The 16,750-nt window shown below is 60.9% G+C and carries 15 protein-coding genes and 1 pseudogene; 9 read left to right on the top strand and 7 right to left on the bottom strand.

The features are described 5' to 3' along the window. Positions 1-66: 66 nt before the first annotated feature. Complete coding sequence (locus QP166_RS13740; protein WP_333916421.1) at positions 67-690, bottom strand: SOS response-associated peptidase; 624 nt, start codon at positions 688-690, stop codon at positions 67-69. Positions 691-1,141: 451 nt separating this feature from the next. On the opposite strand from QP166_RS13740, the gene QP166_RS13735 reads away from it, so the two are divergent. Together QP166_RS13735 and QP166_RS13730 are read left to right on the top strand one after the other, a co-directional pair. Further along, entirely contained in the window at positions 1,142-1,300 is a 159-nt protein-coding gene (locus QP166_RS13735) for a hypothetical protein (RefSeq protein WP_333916420.1), read from the top strand. After that, complete coding sequence (locus QP166_RS13730; RefSeq protein ID WP_333916419.1) at positions 1,300-1,896, top strand: hypothetical protein; 597 nt, start codon at positions 1,300-1,302, stop codon at positions 1,894-1,896. The genes QP166_RS13735 and QP166_RS13730 overlap by 1 nt, the downstream gene beginning before the upstream one ends. On the opposite strand, the gene QP166_RS13725 is transcribed toward QP166_RS13730, so the two are convergent. Together QP166_RS13725 and QP166_RS13720 are read right to left on the bottom strand one after the other, a co-directional pair. Then, positions 1,893-2,411, bottom strand: a complete 519-nt coding sequence (locus QP166_RS13725; protein ID WP_333916418.1) for a hypothetical protein — start codon at positions 2,409-2,411, stop codon at positions 1,893-1,895. The two genes, QP166_RS13730 and QP166_RS13725, sit on opposite strands and share 4 nt — an antisense overlap. Positions 2,412-2,620: 209 nt before the next feature. Continuing rightward, positions 2,621-3,883: an acyltransferase family protein gene (locus QP166_RS13720; RefSeq protein ID WP_333916417.1), complete on the bottom strand. Its 1,263-nt coding sequence runs from the start codon at positions 3,881-3,883 to the stop codon at positions 2,621-2,623. A gap of 564 nt (positions 3,884-4,447) precedes the next feature. On the opposite strand from QP166_RS13720, the gene QP166_RS13715 reads away from it, so the two are divergent. Both QP166_RS13715 and QP166_RS13710 read left to right on the top strand, forming a co-directional pair. Beyond that, the gene (locus QP166_RS13715) at positions 4,448-5,236 is read left to right on the top strand and encodes a glycosyltransferase family 2 protein (protein WP_333916416.1); all 789 of its coding nucleotides are present in this window, start codon (positions 4,448-4,450) and stop codon (positions 5,234-5,236) included. Between the two features lie 643 nt (positions 5,237-5,879). Next, a complete protein-coding gene (locus tag QP166_RS13710) occupies positions 5,880-6,086 on the top strand; it encodes a hypothetical protein (protein ID WP_333916415.1) in 207 nt (68 codons plus the stop codon). A 197-nt stretch (positions 6,087-6,283) separates the two neighbouring features. On the opposite strand, the gene QP166_RS13705 is transcribed toward QP166_RS13710, so the two are convergent. Further along, positions 6,284-6,685, bottom strand: a complete 402-nt coding sequence (locus QP166_RS13705; protein WP_333916414.1) for a hypothetical protein — start codon at positions 6,683-6,685, stop codon at positions 6,284-6,286. 140 nt (positions 6,686-6,825) lie between these two features. Between QP166_RS13705 and QP166_RS13700 the strand changes: the two genes are divergently transcribed. Beyond that, positions 6,826-7,542, top strand: coding sequence for an IS6 family transposase (locus tag QP166_RS13700; protein ID WP_333916413.1), 717 nt, complete (start codon positions 6,826-6,828; stop codon positions 7,540-7,542). A 95-nt stretch (positions 7,543-7,637) separates the two neighbouring features. Continuing rightward, positions 7,638-8,936: an ATP-binding protein gene (locus QP166_RS13695; protein ID WP_333916412.1), complete on the top strand. Its 1,299-nt coding sequence runs from the start codon at positions 7,638-7,640 to the stop codon at positions 8,934-8,936. Positions 8,937-9,163: 227 nt separating this feature from the next. Here the strand turns inward: QP166_RS13695 and QP166_RS13690 are convergent, their stop codons facing one another. Both QP166_RS13690 and QP166_RS13685 read right to left on the bottom strand, forming a co-directional pair. After that, complete coding sequence (locus tag QP166_RS13690; RefSeq protein WP_333916411.1) at positions 9,164-10,627, bottom strand: 8'-apo-carotenoid 13,14-cleaving dioxygenase; 1,464 nt, start codon at positions 10,625-10,627, stop codon at positions 9,164-9,166. Then, positions 10,624-10,941 (bottom strand): antibiotic biosynthesis monooxygenase family protein, encoded by a 318-nt coding sequence (locus QP166_RS13685; protein ID WP_333916410.1) that lies wholly within the window; start codon positions 10,939-10,941, stop codon positions 10,624-10,626. Before QP166_RS13685 ends, QP166_RS13690 begins: the two co-directional genes overlap by 4 nt. Positions 10,942-11,564: 623 nt before the next feature. Between QP166_RS13685 and QP166_RS13680 the strand changes: the two genes are divergently transcribed. Beyond that, positions 11,565-13,664 carry a beta-galactosidase gene (locus tag QP166_RS13680; RefSeq protein ID WP_333916409.1) on the top strand — a complete coding sequence of 700 codons (2,100 nt, stop codon included), beginning with the start codon at positions 11,565-11,567 and terminating at the stop codon, positions 13,662-13,664. 289 nt (positions 13,665-13,953) lie between these two features. After that, positions 13,954-14,415, top strand: a complete 462-nt coding sequence (locus tag QP166_RS13675; RefSeq protein ID WP_333916408.1) for a VOC family protein — start codon at positions 13,954-13,956, stop codon at positions 14,413-14,415. A 224-nt stretch (positions 14,416-14,639) separates the two neighbouring features. On the opposite strand, the pseudogene QP166_RS13670 reads toward QP166_RS13675, so the two are convergent. Further along, positions 14,640-15,523 (bottom strand): annotated as a pseudogene (locus QP166_RS13670) (LysR family transcriptional regulator). 95 nt (positions 15,524-15,618) lie between these two features. On the opposite strand from QP166_RS13670, the gene QP166_RS13665 reads away from it, so the two are divergent. Further along, on the top strand, positions 15,619-16,722 hold the full coding sequence (locus QP166_RS13665; RefSeq protein WP_333916407.1) for an aldo/keto reductase: 1,104 nt from the start codon (positions 15,619-15,621) through the stop codon (positions 16,720-16,722). The last annotated feature ends 28 nt before the right edge of the window (positions 16,723-16,750 follow it).

Raw genomic sequence — 16,750 nt, 5'->3', positions numbered from 1 at the left:
GTAAACGACCCCTCCTAGATTCGCTACGGCAACGGCGCTTTTTACCGGTGCCAGCAGCGCCACCTGCTAGTCGACTACCATAAGCTGGGATGGATATGGCTGTGCGAGCAGGATGGCTTTGTCGACATGACCGGTAAGCCACCGCTCTTCGTCCTCCTCGTGCAATAGCACAGGCATAGCCTTCGGGTGTATCAGCGCGACAAGTGGGTTCGGCTCAGTCGTGAGGAACGCGAACACCGGGCCGCTTTCAGTAGGCCGCCATACGCCCGCGAAACTCACAATTGGCCGGCTGGGCACGCTGAACCAGTGAAGCGGTAGCTTGCCGTCCGCGTCGCGGGTTTGCCCGTATTCGCTGAAGCTGGTGAACGGCACCAGGCACCGCCGCTCCGGGTTCATAAGCGCCGATCGCCAGAAGGGCGAGGTGTAGTTGCGGACGTTCGTCACGCTCTTGTTGAGCAGGACCGGCTTGCCCGTAGCCTTGTCGATCCGCTTGCCCGGCACCTTGTGCGGGAAGCCCCAAGCCATGGTGTCGAGCACACGGCTGTCGCCCTGCTGCCGCACGACGAACGCCGGCTTGTCGGGGAATAGCTCAGGCGGAGGGATCGTGTGATCGGGCGGAAAAGGTGCCTCAATGCCGTAGCGGGCAGCCAGCGCGATCTGCGCCTCGGTCATGCGGTAGCGGTTGCACATTCACCGATGCTGACATGCCGTGCCTGATCTCGCAAGGCTTCGGCTCGAAGGGCGACAGGATGCGCGCCTTTAGGCATCGCTTTCCGGATCAGCCGCATGCATACTGCGGTCAGGTCACTACGGGCTTGGCGCGCGTCGCAGTTGGCATACTCCCTAAGGGTGAGGCGCGCTTGCCTTGTAGTGGCCACCTTCTCTTCACGACTAGGAACCGGCCGGATCGCGGGGGCGCCCCGTTGTCTCATCCCTGATGAAGCGTGCTACCGCTATGTAACTAGCCGGCGCCCCGAACCGAGCGAGCGCGTTCGTGTGAACTTGCGGAAAAGGTGCCTCGAAGCCGTAGTGGGCAGCTAGCGCAATCTGCGCCTCGGTCATGCGGTAGCGGTTACACATCGACGCCTCATGCTACCATCGCACGGATTGTTCCGGCTGCTTGCTTGCTTAAGCTGCTGTTATGTCGACCGATTCGGAATCGCCGCTGACCCCCGAGGCTCTCGCCACCTGGACCGACCAGGAGCTCATCACTGAATGGATGAAGACGACGTGGGAGAGCGGGGATCCGCAGATGGAAGCAATCTGCGATGAGATCGATCGGCGCGGGCTGGATTTTTGATGCGGCAACCCGACCCACAGACCGATGAACTCGCAATGGCAATTGGCTACGCTCTTGCTGCGTGGTCGGCTGTCGAGAACGCGTTTGAATACGTCTTCGAGGAAGCCGGTGACCTTGAGCATGTCCGCGCTCACGTCACGATGGCCGGAATACCTAAATTTGTTGATCGGGTGGACGGGTGCACTGAGCTAATCAGTCAGGTATTGGCCAAGAGGCCGGTTGAGAAAGAGACTTGTCGTCGACTTGCAGACAAGTGCAAGGTAGCGTATACGCTGCGGCATCAGCTCGCTCACTTTGGGTTTCAAGTTTCTGGGATCAATGGTGAGCGTATAGTCCGCGTCGCCCCATTCTGGTCTTTTGGCAATATTCATCTTAGAAAAGTTCCGACACCTTTGTCGGTAAAAGATATCCAAAATCGGCAGACTGAGTTTGAAGCGCTTTTCCATTCTATCATTTGGTATCGCCAGCACCTACGCCACCTGAAAGGTTTTGACGCTGAACCACTCCCCACCAAACTCATCAAGACCTTGGTAAATCGCTCAAGGCTATACCTCGCCAAAAAGTCTGTGGGATCAATGTTCCGGCCGGGAAATTAGCCCAGCCGGAACTCAGCCCAGACCGAGTGCCCCTGCTTCACCAGCGCTTGCACGATCCAGCCATGGGCGAAGTGCACCTCATTCGCTGGCACGCCGATGGCGGCTTGCCCTTCATTCCAGAACCGCACGAGCAATGAGCGATCAGGAAGGAACGGCCGAAGCACGCGGAGCGCCAGGCGAACGGCGGGTGTGTCGACGCCTATCTGCGTCGCGCGAACCGTCGAGTCCTTCAAGACAGCCAGCGCGAGGTTCATCATGAGCATCTCGGCGCGACGCACACGCAGCTCGCGGTCGTTGGCCGCATAGGGCACGACAGCAATACGCGTCTCGGTGCGGTCGGCGCAGTGCCAGCACGGCATTTCCCGTTCCACGACCTCCCAGTCGGTCGACTGACGCTGGAACGTCCGCGATCTGATCAGCTCTTCTAGATCGTACAGCCGCGACTTGCCGCACGCCTTGCAGGTGACATTGACGGCACCCTCCACCTTGCGGAGGTCGTAGAGGGCATCGGCCACAACCGACCGTGCGCGCTGTGCGAGAGCACCGGACTCGGCGACGAGGCGCTGATTGAGCAGGTCGCCGAGGATCTATGGGAGAGCCGCCGCGACGGCACGCTCGACGATGTCCCGTGGGCGGAGTGCGGCAATTATTGGCAGCCGATCTTTCGCGGGTTCGCGGCGACAGCTCTCGTCTCGGTCAGCCGTCGCGCGCACGAGTGACAACTTTAGCCGAAAATGAATTTGGCTACGCGAGTGCGTTCCATGATAAAGATCGCCAAGCAGGTCACGATAACTGTGCCGATAGACGCGATCCCGATCGCCAGCGGCCACAAGGTCATGTGCTTGCAGAGCGTCACCATGACCAAGTTAATGGGAGCGTGGATAAGGTAGATCTGGAGAGATCTAGCCCCAATCCATTGGGCGGCCCGGCTTTGCCAGATCACGCGCGCGACAGATACAACGGCGCCGGCTCCCGAAATCAACGCCGCGTCGGAAATGATCATATCCAAGGGGGTTTCTATGCCAAAAATGCGATATTCAGCCAGCACGCTCTCGAGGCGGAAATGGATCAGCGCGAGCGAGCTAATAGCGAAAACCGCCGCGTTGACGGCAATCAGCTTCCCCCGCCACTCAAGGCAGCGAAGTTGCATGAAAATTAAAGCTGGAAGTAGAAGGTAAGCTGCTATCGCCGAGCCAAGGGGGGCCATTGCGAGAACGGACCGAGGCACGGTCGGCAATCCCAGATGTGCCACGCACGTGCCTGCGACAATCGCGATCTTGAGCTTGCGATCGGCAGTACCGTAACAATTGTAAAATATGCAGAAAACGAAAAACGCGGGAAGAAACCAAAGCATCTTCAATCCAGTCGCTGCGTCCAGCATAGGAGAGGTGCCCAAAGGGAGCGCTAGCATAAACCTAGCTGCCCACGTCAAAGGATCAACCTTGCCCTTCGCAAACTCTGAAACGAAGAACAGGCTACCGTAGATAGCCGTAAATATTACATAAGGCCAAAGGAACGATCGCCACATGCCGGCAAAGGTCTTCCGGTTGAGCGGGCGAGGCTTCCCGAAAGTGGCCAGTAGGAAAAACGATCCAACATGAAAGCTATATACGATGATGTAGCCAGTATAGTAGAGATGGTCGTGAAAAATGCGGTTATGACCAAGGACCACGAGTAGTATTAGGATTGCTCTCGCGGCCAACTTTACCGCATCAGTTTTGCGCGCATCACGCCTGTCAATCGGCTGAGACGCACCGGAAGAGGTTCGCGCGCGAAATGACGTACGCGTCGGCTCTCGCGATGCGTCCTGATCCGCGTCCCCTTGCTCCGACATGCTGCCCCCCAAACCTGCACGTTCTTCGCGCGCGAAAAATTCTGACGTGCGATGAGCGCGTCCCCCGAGGAGGTCCGTAGTCCGCAGGCTTGCCCGGATGAAGCGTATATTTCTTAAGGTTGCCCGCAGGTTGCACACATCACGCAAAACCAAGCCTTGCGCGATTCGCCACGGCACCAGCGCTCACGGCTAAGCGCTGCTCAAGCAAGAATTTTCGGGGTAGCCGCCGTGTTATCGCCCTCGACGATGTACGATGGGCGGAGTGGGGAAATTACTGACAGTCAATCTTCCGTGGGTTTGCGGCGACGGCTCTGACCTCGGTCAGCCGCCGCGCACACGGATGATGATCCTTAGTATCCCGCCAGGTGCTACTCGCTAAGCTGCAAGGAAGATTGCTCTGTCGTGCCACGCGACGACCGCCCAATCAGAGGCCGCTTACGAGTAAGCAGGCGCGCAAGCGGCTTTTCCACAAAGCGATGCACGATCAGCCCGGCGATGGAGCGGTTGACGCTTGGCAAGCGGCTTAGCTGCCAGCCGGTGGGCACCAGCTACAAGCGAGTGGTCGCTCGCTGCACGCTGCCGGGTAGCCGGTCTCTGTTTTGTGCGGCAATTGCGGGCGGCGCAGCGACCAGCAGGGATCGCTACTGGCGCCAATATGGGATGCGAGGGGGCAAGGACGCCAATTAGATCGCGTTGCCCTTACCGGCAGGCCACCTTATGCGCTTGATCATGCTACAAACCGGACTGTGCCCGTCTCACGACGTGAGCGGCGAGACTTACGACGTCGTCATTCCTTGCTTCAACCGTGAGCGTACCGTTGAACAGTCTGTCGACAGCGTCCTCTCGCAAAATCCCGCTCCGGCTCGCATCATCCTAGTCGATGACGGCTCATCAGATCAGACCGCTGGCATACTGCATTCACTTGAAGGCCGGCATACATCCGTCCATGCGGTTCTCCTTCCCCGCAATGTCGGAGCATCTGCCGCGAGGAATGCCGGATTGGCGATGTCCCGGGCAGAATGGGTCGCGTTTCTCGACAGCGACGACGTTTGGTTGCCGGGTGCTGCCGCGGCGATGCTGGGGGCTGAATCGACGGCTGACGTTGTAGTTGGCCAGTTCCGTCGCGTTTGGCCATGTGGCTCCGCGGGCGAGCCGGAATGCGCTTGGGCCGGTGGTGATGTCCTGTCAGCACTCGCACTTACCGGCGCCATCGGGCCAAGCTGGTCCATCGTACGGCGTTCAGCGGCCTTAGCCGTTTCCGGCTTTGATCCCTCGTTCCACAACTGCAACGATTGGGACTTCTACGTCCGGCTTGTCGCATCAGGGGCAAGGTTCACGCGCATCGATCACGTGGTGGCCTTCTATCACATCGCCGAAGCCAACAGGTTGAGCCACGACAGCGAGGTCGGGCTGGCAAATGCACGACGCGTACAGGCTCATCCGATCTTCGATCGCCTTGTCGAGACTTCGACAGCTAATGAGGAGCTTGTCTTGGCCGCCAGCTAGAGGCGAGTTGATGCAATGCGAGTTGTCGCCGCTGTCTGCTCATTGTGCAACGCACCAGCCCGAACCATATAGACTGTACTGGCTGCTTCCCAATTGCGAGCGCGGCCAGCTGAGAGACCCAGCGCTCCCGCTTGCTAGCAAGGAGCCGGGTCATGGACATGAACGAGCTTTATCGCGTCCACCAGGTGTCAATCACGCAGGCCAGCAACGCATCATCTAGCGAGGCTCGCATCTCACACGCTGGGCGAGCCGCCGGATACGCGGCCCTGATCGCGAGCAAACAGCTTACCTTCGGGGTTGGGCATCCTACGTTGGTGCGCTCGTCGTGAGTGATGACGCAACTCAGCGTCCGCCTGCCAAGCCACGTCGGTTCTTCCGGTCGACGTCTAGCCAGCCTCAGATCTCGCGGGAGGCTGCTGGCCGGGAAGGATCCATCCTCAGAGTCGCAGTGGCCGCACTTGGTGTGCAAGGCGCTCAAGCCTTTCTCAACGGCCACAACGATCAGCTAGATGGTCGACCACTTGCGATCGCAGCCAGCAGCGTAGAGGGCTACGAGGCGGTTTCGGCTGCAATCACTGCGGTCACGCAAGTGAACCCAATTGCCGTTTAACAGGCGGGGCGAATTTGCCGTCGCAGGCGCATCTTGCAGTCGATGCTCCAACTGAAAACCAAACGGCTTGCTCACCAGCGAGTGCGCGCTGAAAGCCAACTTGCAGCCATCCGTGCGTCTATCATCGCGCTCGACGACGAGGATCTGCTCGACATCGCAGACATCCTCCGCGATCGGCGCGACACACCGCTCGCGGAATACGCTTTCGCCGAGATTGATCGTCGTAAGCTTCGTCTCTGAACGGAGGTAAAAGGGGCGCACTCCGCCGCGGTCACTCGGCGCTACATCGGCTTCCGCTCAAATTCGGTCATAGCTAGCAAAATTGGTCGCTCGTGGAAGCTGACATTTCGAACCGGGGCTCTGACACTTCTCGGGGCGCAAAAATGCGTGGGGCCTGCGGCAGCTTCACAACCGGCCGGTAATGACACCAGTTCGAGCTAGCCGTTCTCCTGCGTCGCGCTGCTACCCTCTGCATATTTGCGCAGATCACCAAAGATTTGGCGCCACAACTCGTCACTTACGGCGAAGCCGAAGAGATCGCGCAGATAGTTTGCGCCTTCGGCCGCAAGGAAGGCAATCCGCAGACGGCGTGCCTCTTCCGTAGTCGCTTCAAGCGTACCGGCACGCGCACGATACCAGCGTGTCGAGCTTGTTTCCGCCTCTCCGGCGCTGACCAGCGCGACCATAAGGGCCGCGACGCTGGTCCTCTCCTCGCGAGTGAGTTCGGACGTGATCCGGATGTGCGCGAGCATACGATCACGCTCTGACGTGCGACCGGCGAGTTCCGCATCAAATCGCGCCTGTTCGCGCGTCAGCCAGCGGTCCAGCACCGCGTCCATCAATGCTTCACGCGAGCCGAATGCCGACTGAATGCTTGCCTTAGGCACCTCGGCAGCGGCCCCGAGACTACCGAATGTCAGGGCATCGTCAAACCAAATGCACCTGCTGGTAATCGGATGATGGTGGGGTAGAGCGGGCCATGCCCCGCCCTCGCAAGCCAGCCTCTCCATTCCGCTACTTCAACTCGTCGCCGGAGGTAATCCGGCTGGTGGTGCTGATGTACGTGCGCTTCCCGCTGAGCCTGCGGAACGTGGAGGACCTGCTGTTCGAGCGCGGGATCGACATCTGCCACGAGACGGTCAGGTTGTGGTGGAACAGGTTCGGCCCGCTGTTCGCCGGCGACATCCGCCGGCAGCGGGTAAGCCGGATGCGCGGCTTTCGTCACTGGCGCTGGCACCTGGACGAGTTGTACGTGAAGCTGAACGGCGAGATGGTCTACCTGTGGCGCGCCGTCGATCACGAGGGTGAGGTGCTGGAAAGCTACGTTACCCGGACCCGCGACAAGGCAGCCGCACTCGCGTTCATGAAAAAGGCGCTGAAGCGGCATGGTTCGCCCGAGGCGATCACCACCGATGGTCTGCGCAGCTACCGCGCAGCGATGAACGAGCTTGGCAACGCCGAGAAGCAGCAGACCGCTCGCTGGGCGAACAACCGGGTGGAAAACAGCCACCTGCCGTTCCGACGACGAGAGCGGGCAATGCAGCGGTTCCGGCAGATGAAGACGCTGCAGAAGTTCGCCTCTGTCCACGCCAACGTCCACAACCACTTCAGCCTGGAGCGCCACCTCATCGATCGACAGACCTACCGCGAACGACGCTCCGCCGCACTGGCGGAGTGGCAGGCGCTCGTCAGCTGAACTTTGCCGTCAAAGACCGAATTGCATCGTGTAGAGACGGGTTCGCATTAGACTGACAGCACCCGGTGGAAGCCTACAGGGCTGCCACCTCTGGCGTGCAGCCGGCGCTGGAGAATCGGTACCGCCACAAGGACGGTTCGCATCGCACGATCTCCTGGGTTGCCGCTCCGGCTCATGATTTGATCTACGCTACCGGCCGCGACGTTACCGAAGCCCAGGAAGCCGCGAAGGCGCTTCGGCGAGCCGAGGAACAGCTTCGCCAGGCGCAGAAGGTCGAGGCGGTGGGACAGCTGACCGGTGGCGTGGCGCACGACTTCAACAATTTGCTCACGGTGATCCGCGGTTCTGTGGATCTGCTACGCAGACCCGGTTTGTCGGACGAGAAGCGCGAACGCTACGTCAGCGCCATTGCTGAGACGGCGGACCGGGCGACGAAGCTGACGAGCCAACTGTTGGCGTTCGCTAGGCGTCAGGCGCTCAAGCCGGAGGTGTTCGACGTCGGCGATAGCATACGCGCGTTGGTGGACATGGTTGGTACACTGGCGGGATCAAGGATCACCATAGCCACCGAGCTTGGCGAACGCCGCTGTTTCATCAATGCAGATCGAAGCCAGTTCGATACCTCGATCGTCAACATGGCAGTGAATGCTCGTGATGCCATGTCGGGAGAAGGCAAGCTAACGATCGCCGTTGCGCAGGTCACGGGAATGCCGGCCCTGCGGACCCATCCTGCTGTTCCCGGCGAATTCATTACCATTTCAATCACCGATAGTGGCACCGGGATCCCCGAGGACAAGATCGACCGCATCTTTGAACCCTTCTTTACGACCAAGGGAGTCGGTGAGGGGACGGGCCTCGGCCTGAGCCAGGTATTTGGGTTCGCGAAGCAATCAGGGGGCGACGTTGTCGTCGAGAGCACGGTAGGTCATGGAGCAACCTTCACGCTATACCTGCCGCGCGCGGTGGAGCCAGAAGCCCTAAAAACAGCCGTTAACAATGAAGCGGCGCAAACGATTGGAGAGGGGGCCTGCATTCTCGTCGTCGAAGATAACGTTGAGGTGGGTACGTTCGCTACGGCGGCATTGGCAGAACTTGGCTGCGAGACCGTTCTGGCGATGGACGGCCCCAGCGCTCTTGTGGAGCTCGGGACGAATGGAGAGCGGTTCGACGTCGTCTTCTCCGATGTCGTGATGCCTGGCATGTCAGGAGTCGAGTTGGCCCAGGAGCTTCGACGTAAATACCCGGCGCTGCCGATCATTTTGACCAGCGGCTATAGCAACGTTCTTGCAAAGAATGGGACCGACGGCTTCGAGATGCTGCACAAGCCATATTCAATCGATGAGCTTTCCTGTGCGCTGCGCAAGGTTTCTGACCTACGGAAGCCTCGCCTTTGATTGGGCGCTCCGCGCTCGCGGGGGCGTCGATCCCCGTGCTCCCCTCGACTGATGGGTCCGCCTTCCCTTGTGGGTGATCACGTACACTTAGGAGTCCAGCAGGCGGGTTTCGGGCGAAGCAGTAGCTGAATGAACGGCAGCTTCCGGGAAACGCAGCATGGCGCCTGAATGACGGCAATTGGGTCGAGGTTGGGGCTGATGAGTGCGCGGCTGCTGCGTGAATCAAGTTACTTCAGCCATGCGCCATGTATGCCGGGTGGCACGCGATGCGGGATGCGGACGGATGCCAAGGGCGGTGCCTCAAAGTTCCGGGCATCCAGTATCTCCAGCGCGGTCGTGTGCCCCCCGGCGTCGATCGCGAGCCCGATGAGCCAACCATCATCCTCGTCAGCGTCAGGCGAGCGCGGCACGAACACGAACTCGCCGGCAACGCGTCCCGGCCCGAAATCGTGCAGCCGCCTGTCACCTTCCAAATCGTGCTTGATGAGCGGCGCCTCGCCAACCAGCGTTTCCGTTAAGTGCTCCGGAAGGCCGAGCGCATAGACATAGCGGTAGGGGCGGCCGGTGCGACGCTCGTCTATCGTCGGCAATTCCTGCGGCGCGGCGTCGATCGCGCGCTGGTTTACCGATCCGGTCAGAGGGTCGATCGTCCAGCGCTCAAGGCCGCGCGGCTGCTCGTCCGGCGCGAGGTTGTCGCCGGCGAACATGCGGTCGTACGCGACCACGTCGAGCGCCACGCTTCCGTCCGGCAGATCATGAGCGTTGGCGGTGTGGAACACGAAGCAGGGATCGAGCGGGAACCACCGGATATCCTCCGCCTCGCCGTCGCGCGGCAGTAGCCCGATGCGGGCCGGGTGCTTGTCGTTCCAGCGATAAGGAAAGCCGTGCCCCGCCAGCACCGTGCGCATCGACAGCGTGAGCGGCAAATCCATGACGACGACGTAGCGTTGGGTAATCGCGCAGTCGTGGATCAGCGGCCCGTGCGAAACCGGGATCGTCACTGATCGTCGCACCCGGCCGGCGACATCTACGACGTTGTAGCGGATGCGCTTGGGATCGGTCGCCTCATAACACAGTGCGTGCAACTCGCCGGTCGCCGGATCGCGGCGCGGATGGGCGGTGAATGAGCCGGGCAGGGTGCCGCCGAAATCGTCGTAGCGCTGCGTCTCCAAATGCTCGTCGAAGCGAACCGGCGTGCTGCCGGCCTCAACCAGGGCCCAGCCGCTGCCGGCATGGTCCAGAACGCTCGTGTTGACGGTGTCGAAGATGTGCCGTGGCCCTGGAGCCGCCGGCACGTGCCTGGCTGCCGCGACGTCGGTCGAGCGGATCCAGCGATTCCGATACCACCGGGCACGCCCGCCCTGGAGGCGGATGCCGTGCAGCATCCCGTCGCCGGTGAAGAAGTGGTAGGAGCGCGGGTCGGCGTCGGCGGGGTTCGGTCCGATGCGAACGTAGCGACCGTTGAGCTCGGGCGGGATGATACCCTCGACGGCGAGGTCGGTGAGCGTCAGCTCCTCGGTCATCGGCTCGTGGATGCCGGTAAGCAGCGGATGCGGTGCATCGCGGGGCGGCAGACGGCGCTTGTTGAACGCGGCGATGCCGGTGACGATCGGCGAGGCGATTGTGCCGACGACGTTGTCGATCGCCTGCTCGAACCGGCTGGCGAACGTTGGGCGCCGAGTGATCGTCACGATGGATTGATCGTCTGGATGACGTCGAAGCCTTCGAAGTGGGGCGGCGCCAGGTATAACGGCTTGTGTTCGCCCGCGCCGCGATGAGCGGCGCGAAACGCCTCGGACCGGGTCCAATTCTCGAAGTCCCTGCGCGACAGCCACACAGTATGCGACGAATAGAGGACGTGATCGTCGGCCACAGGCCCGCGCAGCATGTGGAACTCGACGAACCCCGGTTCGCCGGCAAGGTACGAGTCGCGCGACAGCCAGACCTGCTCGAACGCCTCCTCCCCACCACGGATTACCTGAAATCGGTTCATGGCGATGAACATGGGGCAAGCTCCTGCGTCGACGTGACAGGCCCAAGGTGGGGTGGAGCGGGCCGGGATGCGAGCGCGATAATGTCCGGTCAGGGCTGAAAGCCTCGCCTGAATGAGTGTCCGAAGGTGGAGGGCCGTCAAGGTGGCCTAGGTGGCCGGATCTGGGTCCCATGTAGCCCGCAATCCGTTCGTCGGATTTAGCCGCGCTGGCGGACGTGCATGATCAAAGTCGGCATCGCTCTCGGCGGATTGCTCGGGCGGAGTACGCCGCGGTCACCCCGCTGGGGATGATGGTGCGGAGGAGCAAACACTTCTGTGAGGACAGTCTTCGCCACATTGCGCAGGATCCTGTGCATCGCCCTCTTACGATCTCCAACTCGGTAAGTCCCTGACGTGGGCTGGCCAACCAGCGGATCCAAGCCCCCCTCCAGCTGCACTATCTCATTTTCAGCAGGAAGATTCGAGTTGCATAAATGAAAACAAGCCGTCAGTTTCGCGGCACGTGATGCTGAGATGCGGCGCTCGGAAGGTTGAGCGTAGAAAAAGCGGGTGCTGGGTAGCTGAACGGTCACTCAGTGGTAGCCGTTCGCGCTTCATTTCGAGGTGACGTGAAAAATAGGAGTGGAGGGCATAAAATGACCAATTTGAAGCTATCCAGCTTGGTTGCTATGCCAGCTCTCTTAGCTACTTTCTTCGGTTCCTTCGGCGGCCAAGCCAAGGCTCAAGCTGTCGATCGCACGCCGCAATCCATTCTATACGGTGTGTCGTATTATGACGAATACACCCCGGTCGACCGCATCGACGAGGACTTTCGTCTCATGAAGGCGGCGAACATAACGGTTGTTCGCATCGCCGAATCGACATGGGGAACGCTTGAGCCGCAGCCGGGTGTCTTTGACTATCGCCATGTCGATCGAATGCTTTCAGCCGCCCAACGATATGGCATCAAGGTCATCGTCGGCACGCCAACCTACGCAATCCCCACATGGCTCGCCCGTGAACATCCAGATGTGTTGGTGACCAGGCCTGAGGGACAGGCGAAGTTTGGCTATCGCCAGAACATGGACATCACCAATCCACACTATCGCGCAGCGGCGAAGCGGGTCATCGATAACCTGATCGCCCATGTGGCGAAGCATCCCAGCGTCATCGGCTACCAGGTCGACAATGAGACCAAGGCGTACAATACTGCCGGCCCGAACGTGCAGGATGCGTTCGTAAAGTCGTTGCAGCGCAAGTGGGGCAATCTTGATCAATTGAACAAGGCATGGGGCCTCGATTACTGGAGCAATCGGGTCAACCGGTGGGAAGACTTTCCATCAACCGTTGGAACGATGAACGCGAGCGTCAAAAACGCCTTTGCCGAATATCAGCGAGACCTCGTGACCGAGTTCCTTGCATGGCAAGCGGGCTTGGTTCGCGAGCATGCGCGCGATGACCAGTTCATCACCCAGAACTTCGATATGGGCTGGCTGAAAACGTCCTACGGAATTCAGCCCGAGGTGAATCACTGGAAAGCAGCCCGGCCGCTCGACGTTGCCGGTATGGACATCTACCACCCGACCCAGGACGACCTGACCGGCGTGGAGATCGCGTTCGGCGGAGATCTGGCCCGCTCGCTGAAGGGCGGTGCGAATTACTATGTGATTGAGACTGAGGCGCAGGGATGGCTGCAATGGACGCCCTATCCGGGCCAGTTGCGACTTCAAGCCTTCAGCCATCTTGCGTCCGGTGCGAACATGGTCGCCTATTGGCATTGGGCCACGACCGCCAACGCCGTCGAAACCTACTGGCGTGGATTGTTAACGCAGGACTATCAGCCAAACGAAGTCTACTTGGCGGCCAAGGACATCGGCGCCGATATCAAACGTATCGGCTCAAAGTTGGCGGATCTGAAGAAGAGCAATGATGTCGCAATATACGTGAGCAATCGTGCGCAAGGCGCTTTCGATTCCTTCAAGCTGCCTGGAAACATCGAATACAATCAGGTGATGCGCGCCTTCTATGATGCGCTATATCGACGGAACATCGAGGCGGATGTCATTTCACCCGATGGCAATGTGGATTTGTCGAAGTACCGGATGATCGTCGTACCGGCGCTATATGCGGCGAGCGACGCCGAGATCGCTCGGCTGAATGCCTTCGCCGAGGCGGGCGGGCACCTTGTGTACACCTTCAAAAGCGGGTTTTCCGATGAGAATACCAAAGTGCGCTACGCGACCCAGCCGGGCGCGATCGCGCAAGCGGCCGGGGTGCGTTACCAGCTGTTCACCGAACCCAAAGGCGTCAAGGTAGGGTCGGAGCCATACGGACTCAGCGGAAAGGACCTGGAAGCGCGCTGGTGGATGGAGTTTCTGAAACCAACAACTGCCAAGGTGATTGCCCGCTTCGAACATCATTCGTGGCCGGACTATGCTGCGATTACGCGGAACACCTACGGCAAGGGCGAGGTCACCTATATCGGCTTCATGCCGTCGGATGCGCTGATCGAGGGTGTGCTGACCGATACCGCGAAACGTGCCGGCGTCGCATGGCCGGAAACCGCCCGATTTCCGCTGATCGTGCGCAGCGGCACGCTGACCAATGGCCATCGCGTGCAATACCTACTGAACTACTCACGGGAGAAGCAAAGCATTCCGTCGGACCTCGTCAGTGGAACGGATCTGCTGACCGGCAAGCAGGCGGCTTCTACGATTGACCCCTGGGGCGTGGAGATCCTGGAGCTTAGGCCCTGATTGCCAATCTTAGGGGCTCAGGCGAATAATCCTGCGTCCCGAAACCTGCCATTCGCTAAGCCGAACCCCTCCGCTCTTCCGTTTTCCGACTCTTAACTCGGGAAAGCGGCTGTCGGAGGCGGTTCACAGGCGCGATCGTTGAGGCATCAATCCCGTTGTGGGTTCCTTTGCGAGAAGAGGCGTAAGCGGTGAGACGTCACCTTCTAAATTAAGACGCCATGCTGCTGGTGTCATTTACAGCCAGGGTGCAGCCCCTGACATCGCAAGCGCTGCCCAGTGAGGTACGTGAATGACCGACGTCGCAAACGTGATCGCCGTGGACCACACAGGCTTCGCTGTATCGTCTCTGGACGAAGCGGTTCGGTTCTGGACGGGAGCGCTCGGTTTTACACTTGAGCGGCAATCCGAAATGGGAGGTGACTTCCTCCATCAGGTGACAGGTGTCGCTGATCCGAGCGCGAAGACGGCGATCGTCAAGGCACCTGACGGCTACGTGGTCGAATTGTTGCAATATTCAAACGGGCCCCAGAACGGCTCGGTACCCAACAACGCGGGATCGATCGGAGCGGCCCACCTCGCTCTGACCGTAAAGGATATTGATGCCGCCATTGACTGCGTCGAGGCAGCAGGATGGAAAGCAAAGGGTAGTCCGCTGCAAATCCCGGGTGGTCCACGGAAGGGAACGTTGGTGGCCTACGTTTCAGGCCCCGATCATATAACGATAGAGCTTATGCAGCAGCTGGCTCGTTAACGGGCCTTCGGCAGCTTCACCACTCCACCATCCTTTGAGGTAAAGCCGCAGCGCAAAGCGATGTTCGCTAACGCCATCTGCCTGATCAAGAGCGGGCAAGCCGCTTTTCTGCCGATCAGGCCAGCGGGACAGCTGTGGGGGACGCCCGGAAAGCCCGAACGCCGAGATGAACAAGCGTCCGAAGTTGGGGTACCGACAGGCGGCCCTGAGTGGCCGATATTGGGTCACAGACGAAGTGCGCTGATCAACGCTCGAAGCGCGGGAGTGACTCGGCGGTCGGGGTAGTAAAGGCAGCATCCGGGATAGGTTGTGCACCACGGTGCAAGCACTTGGAGCAGCCGACCGTCCGCGATCTCATCCGCAACGTCGTGCTCCATCATGTAGCCAAGGCCAGCGCCGGCGCGGACGGCCGCTGCTGCCAGCACCTCATCATTGACGATGAGCTGCCCCGAAACCCGCATTCGGAGGTTTCGGCCTGCTTCCTCGAACTCCCACGGCAGAAGCCCTCCACCCCGAGGAGACGGTAGTTGACGCAGACGTGCTGATAGAGGTCGGACGGCGTCTCGGGTGGGGCGTGGCGGGAGAAGTAAGCGGGCGTGCCGACCACGACGGTGCGAAGATCGGGTCCGACCGGCACGGTCACCATGTCCCTCTCAACCGCTTCGTTCAGACGGATGCCGGCGTCGAAGCCGCCGGCGACCAGGTCGACCAGCCGATCCTCGACAATGACCTCCACCGACACGTCCGGGTGATCGAGCAGGAACTGCGGCAGACGGGGTGCCAGGATGGTTCGCGCCGCATAGCCGAAGGTGGTCAGCCGCACCGTGCCAGACGGCGCGTCCCGCCAATCGGCGAGCGACGCTAGCCCTTGTGTCACCTGCTCTAAGGCAGGGTCAAGCGAGTGCAACAATTGCTCGCCTGCGGCGGTAGGCGCGACTGAGCGCGTGGTGCGCGCAAGGAGTCGGACGCCAAGCCGCTTCTCCAGCGCCTTCATAGCATGGCTTAGCGCGGAGGGCGAAAGCCCGAGCTCGGCCGCTGCGCGCGTGAAGCTGCGGGCACGGGCAACACTGGCAAACGCCGCAAGATCGTCGAGGTCGCCGCGGCGCATTGCTGCATCATGCTCACAAGCCCTTGCGGTCCGCAACGGCTAATCCGGGGGTCATTGGCGCATTACGTGTGAAATCGAAAGAGGAGTGAAGCGACATGGACCTAACCAACTATCGCACGCTTGGCCGGTCGGGACTGGCCGTCAGCCCACTGGCGCTCGGCACCATGACTTTCGGTGCGGGCCGCTGGGGTGTGGATGAAGTCGGTTCGCGCGCCATCTTCGACGCCTATGTCGACGCGGGTGGCAATTTCGTCGACACCGCGGACGTCTACTCCGGCGGTGAGAGCGAGGCGATGCTCGGCCGCTTCCTGCGCGAGCGCGGGACCCGCGACCGGATGGTGGTTGCGACCAAGTCGGGGTTCCCGCGCGGCGAGGGCAACCCCCTCGCCGGCGGCAACTCGGCGCGCAACATCCGCGACGGGCTGAACGGCTCGCTGAAGCGGCTCGGCACCGATTACATCGACATGTACTGGACGCACGTATGGGATCGCACGACGCCGGCCGAGGAGGTGCTGCGGGCGCTGACCGATGCGGTGCGACGCGGTGACATCCTCTACTATGGCTTCTCCAACGCGCCTGCCTGGTACGCCGCGCAGATCGCGACGCTCGCCCGTGCGCACGGTCTGCCCGAGCCGGTCGGGCTCCAGTACAGCTACTCGCTGCTTGATCGCGGCGTTGAGTTGGATCTCGTGCCGGCCGGACGCGCGCTCGGTCTTGGCCTTGTTGCGTGGAGCCCACTCAGCTTCGGCATGCTGACGGGGAAGTACGGTCGCGATAAGCTGGCCCAATTCGGTCCTGCGGGTAGCCTGCCGAACAAGGGTGGCGGGCATGGCGGCGGCAGCGACGGGCGCCTCAACGGCGACAATCCCTATGGCGGCATGCTGTTTACAGAGGCGAACTTCGGCATCGTCGACGCGCTGCGTGCCGTTGCCGAGGAAGTAGACCGCCCCATGGCTCAGGTCGCGCTCGCGTGGGTGGTCAATCGGCCGGGTGTCTCGTCGGTGCTGATGGGCGCGAGCCGGCCTGAGCAGGTCCGAGAGAACATCGCATCACTCGATGTCGTGTTAGCGTCCGATCAGCAGCAGCGGCTCGATGCGGCAGGAGCACCGCCGCAGCTCAATCCCTACTTCATTTTCGACCTGCCGCGCGATCGTATTTTTGGCGGCAGCGACGTGAGGGCTTGGAGCGAAGGCGGCTGAACGAACAGTCGCTTTTGATAGACCGTAA

This window comes from Sphingomonas sp. LR60 (genome assembly GCF_036855935.1).
GTDB lineage: Bacteria > Pseudomonadota > Alphaproteobacteria > Sphingomonadales > Sphingomonadaceae > Sphingomonas.
Note: the sequence above shows the minus strand (reverse complement) of the source record. Positions and strands in the feature narration are given on the sequence as shown.

Coding starts and splice junctions, on each gene's coding strand:
- QP166_RS13740 (WP_333916421.1), bottom strand. CDS start 690: ATGTGCAACCGCTACCGCATGACCGAGGCGCAGATCGCGCTGGCTGCC.
- QP166_RS13735 (WP_333916420.1), top strand. CDS start 1,142: ATGTCGACCGATTCGGAATCGCCGCTGACCCCCGAGGCTCTCGCCACC.
- QP166_RS13730 (WP_333916419.1), top strand. CDS start 1,300: ATGCGGCAACCCGACCCACAGACCGATGAACTCGCAATGGCAATTGGC.
- QP166_RS13715 (WP_333916416.1), top strand. CDS start 4,448: ATGCGCTTGATCATGCTACAAACCGGACTGTGCCCGTCTCACGACGTG.
- QP166_RS13705 (WP_333916414.1), bottom strand. CDS start 6,685: ATGGACGCGGTGCTGGACCGCTGGCTGACGCGCGAACAGGCGCGATTT.
- QP166_RS13700 (WP_333916413.1), top strand. CDS start 6,826: ATGCCCCGCCCTCGCAAGCCAGCCTCTCCATTCCGCTACTTCAACTCG.
- QP166_RS13685 (WP_333916410.1), bottom strand. CDS start 10,941: ATGTTCATCGCCATGAACCGATTTCAGGTAATCCGTGGTGGGGAGGAG.
- QP166_RS13680 (WP_333916409.1), top strand. CDS start 11,565: ATGACCAATTTGAAGCTATCCAGCTTGGTTGCTATGCCAGCTCTCTTA.
- QP166_RS13675 (WP_333916408.1), top strand. CDS start 13,954: ATGACCGACGTCGCAAACGTGATCGCCGTGGACCACACAGGCTTCGCT.
- QP166_RS13665 (WP_333916407.1), top strand. CDS start 15,619: ATGGACCTAACCAACTATCGCACGCTTGGCCGGTCGGGACTGGCCGTC.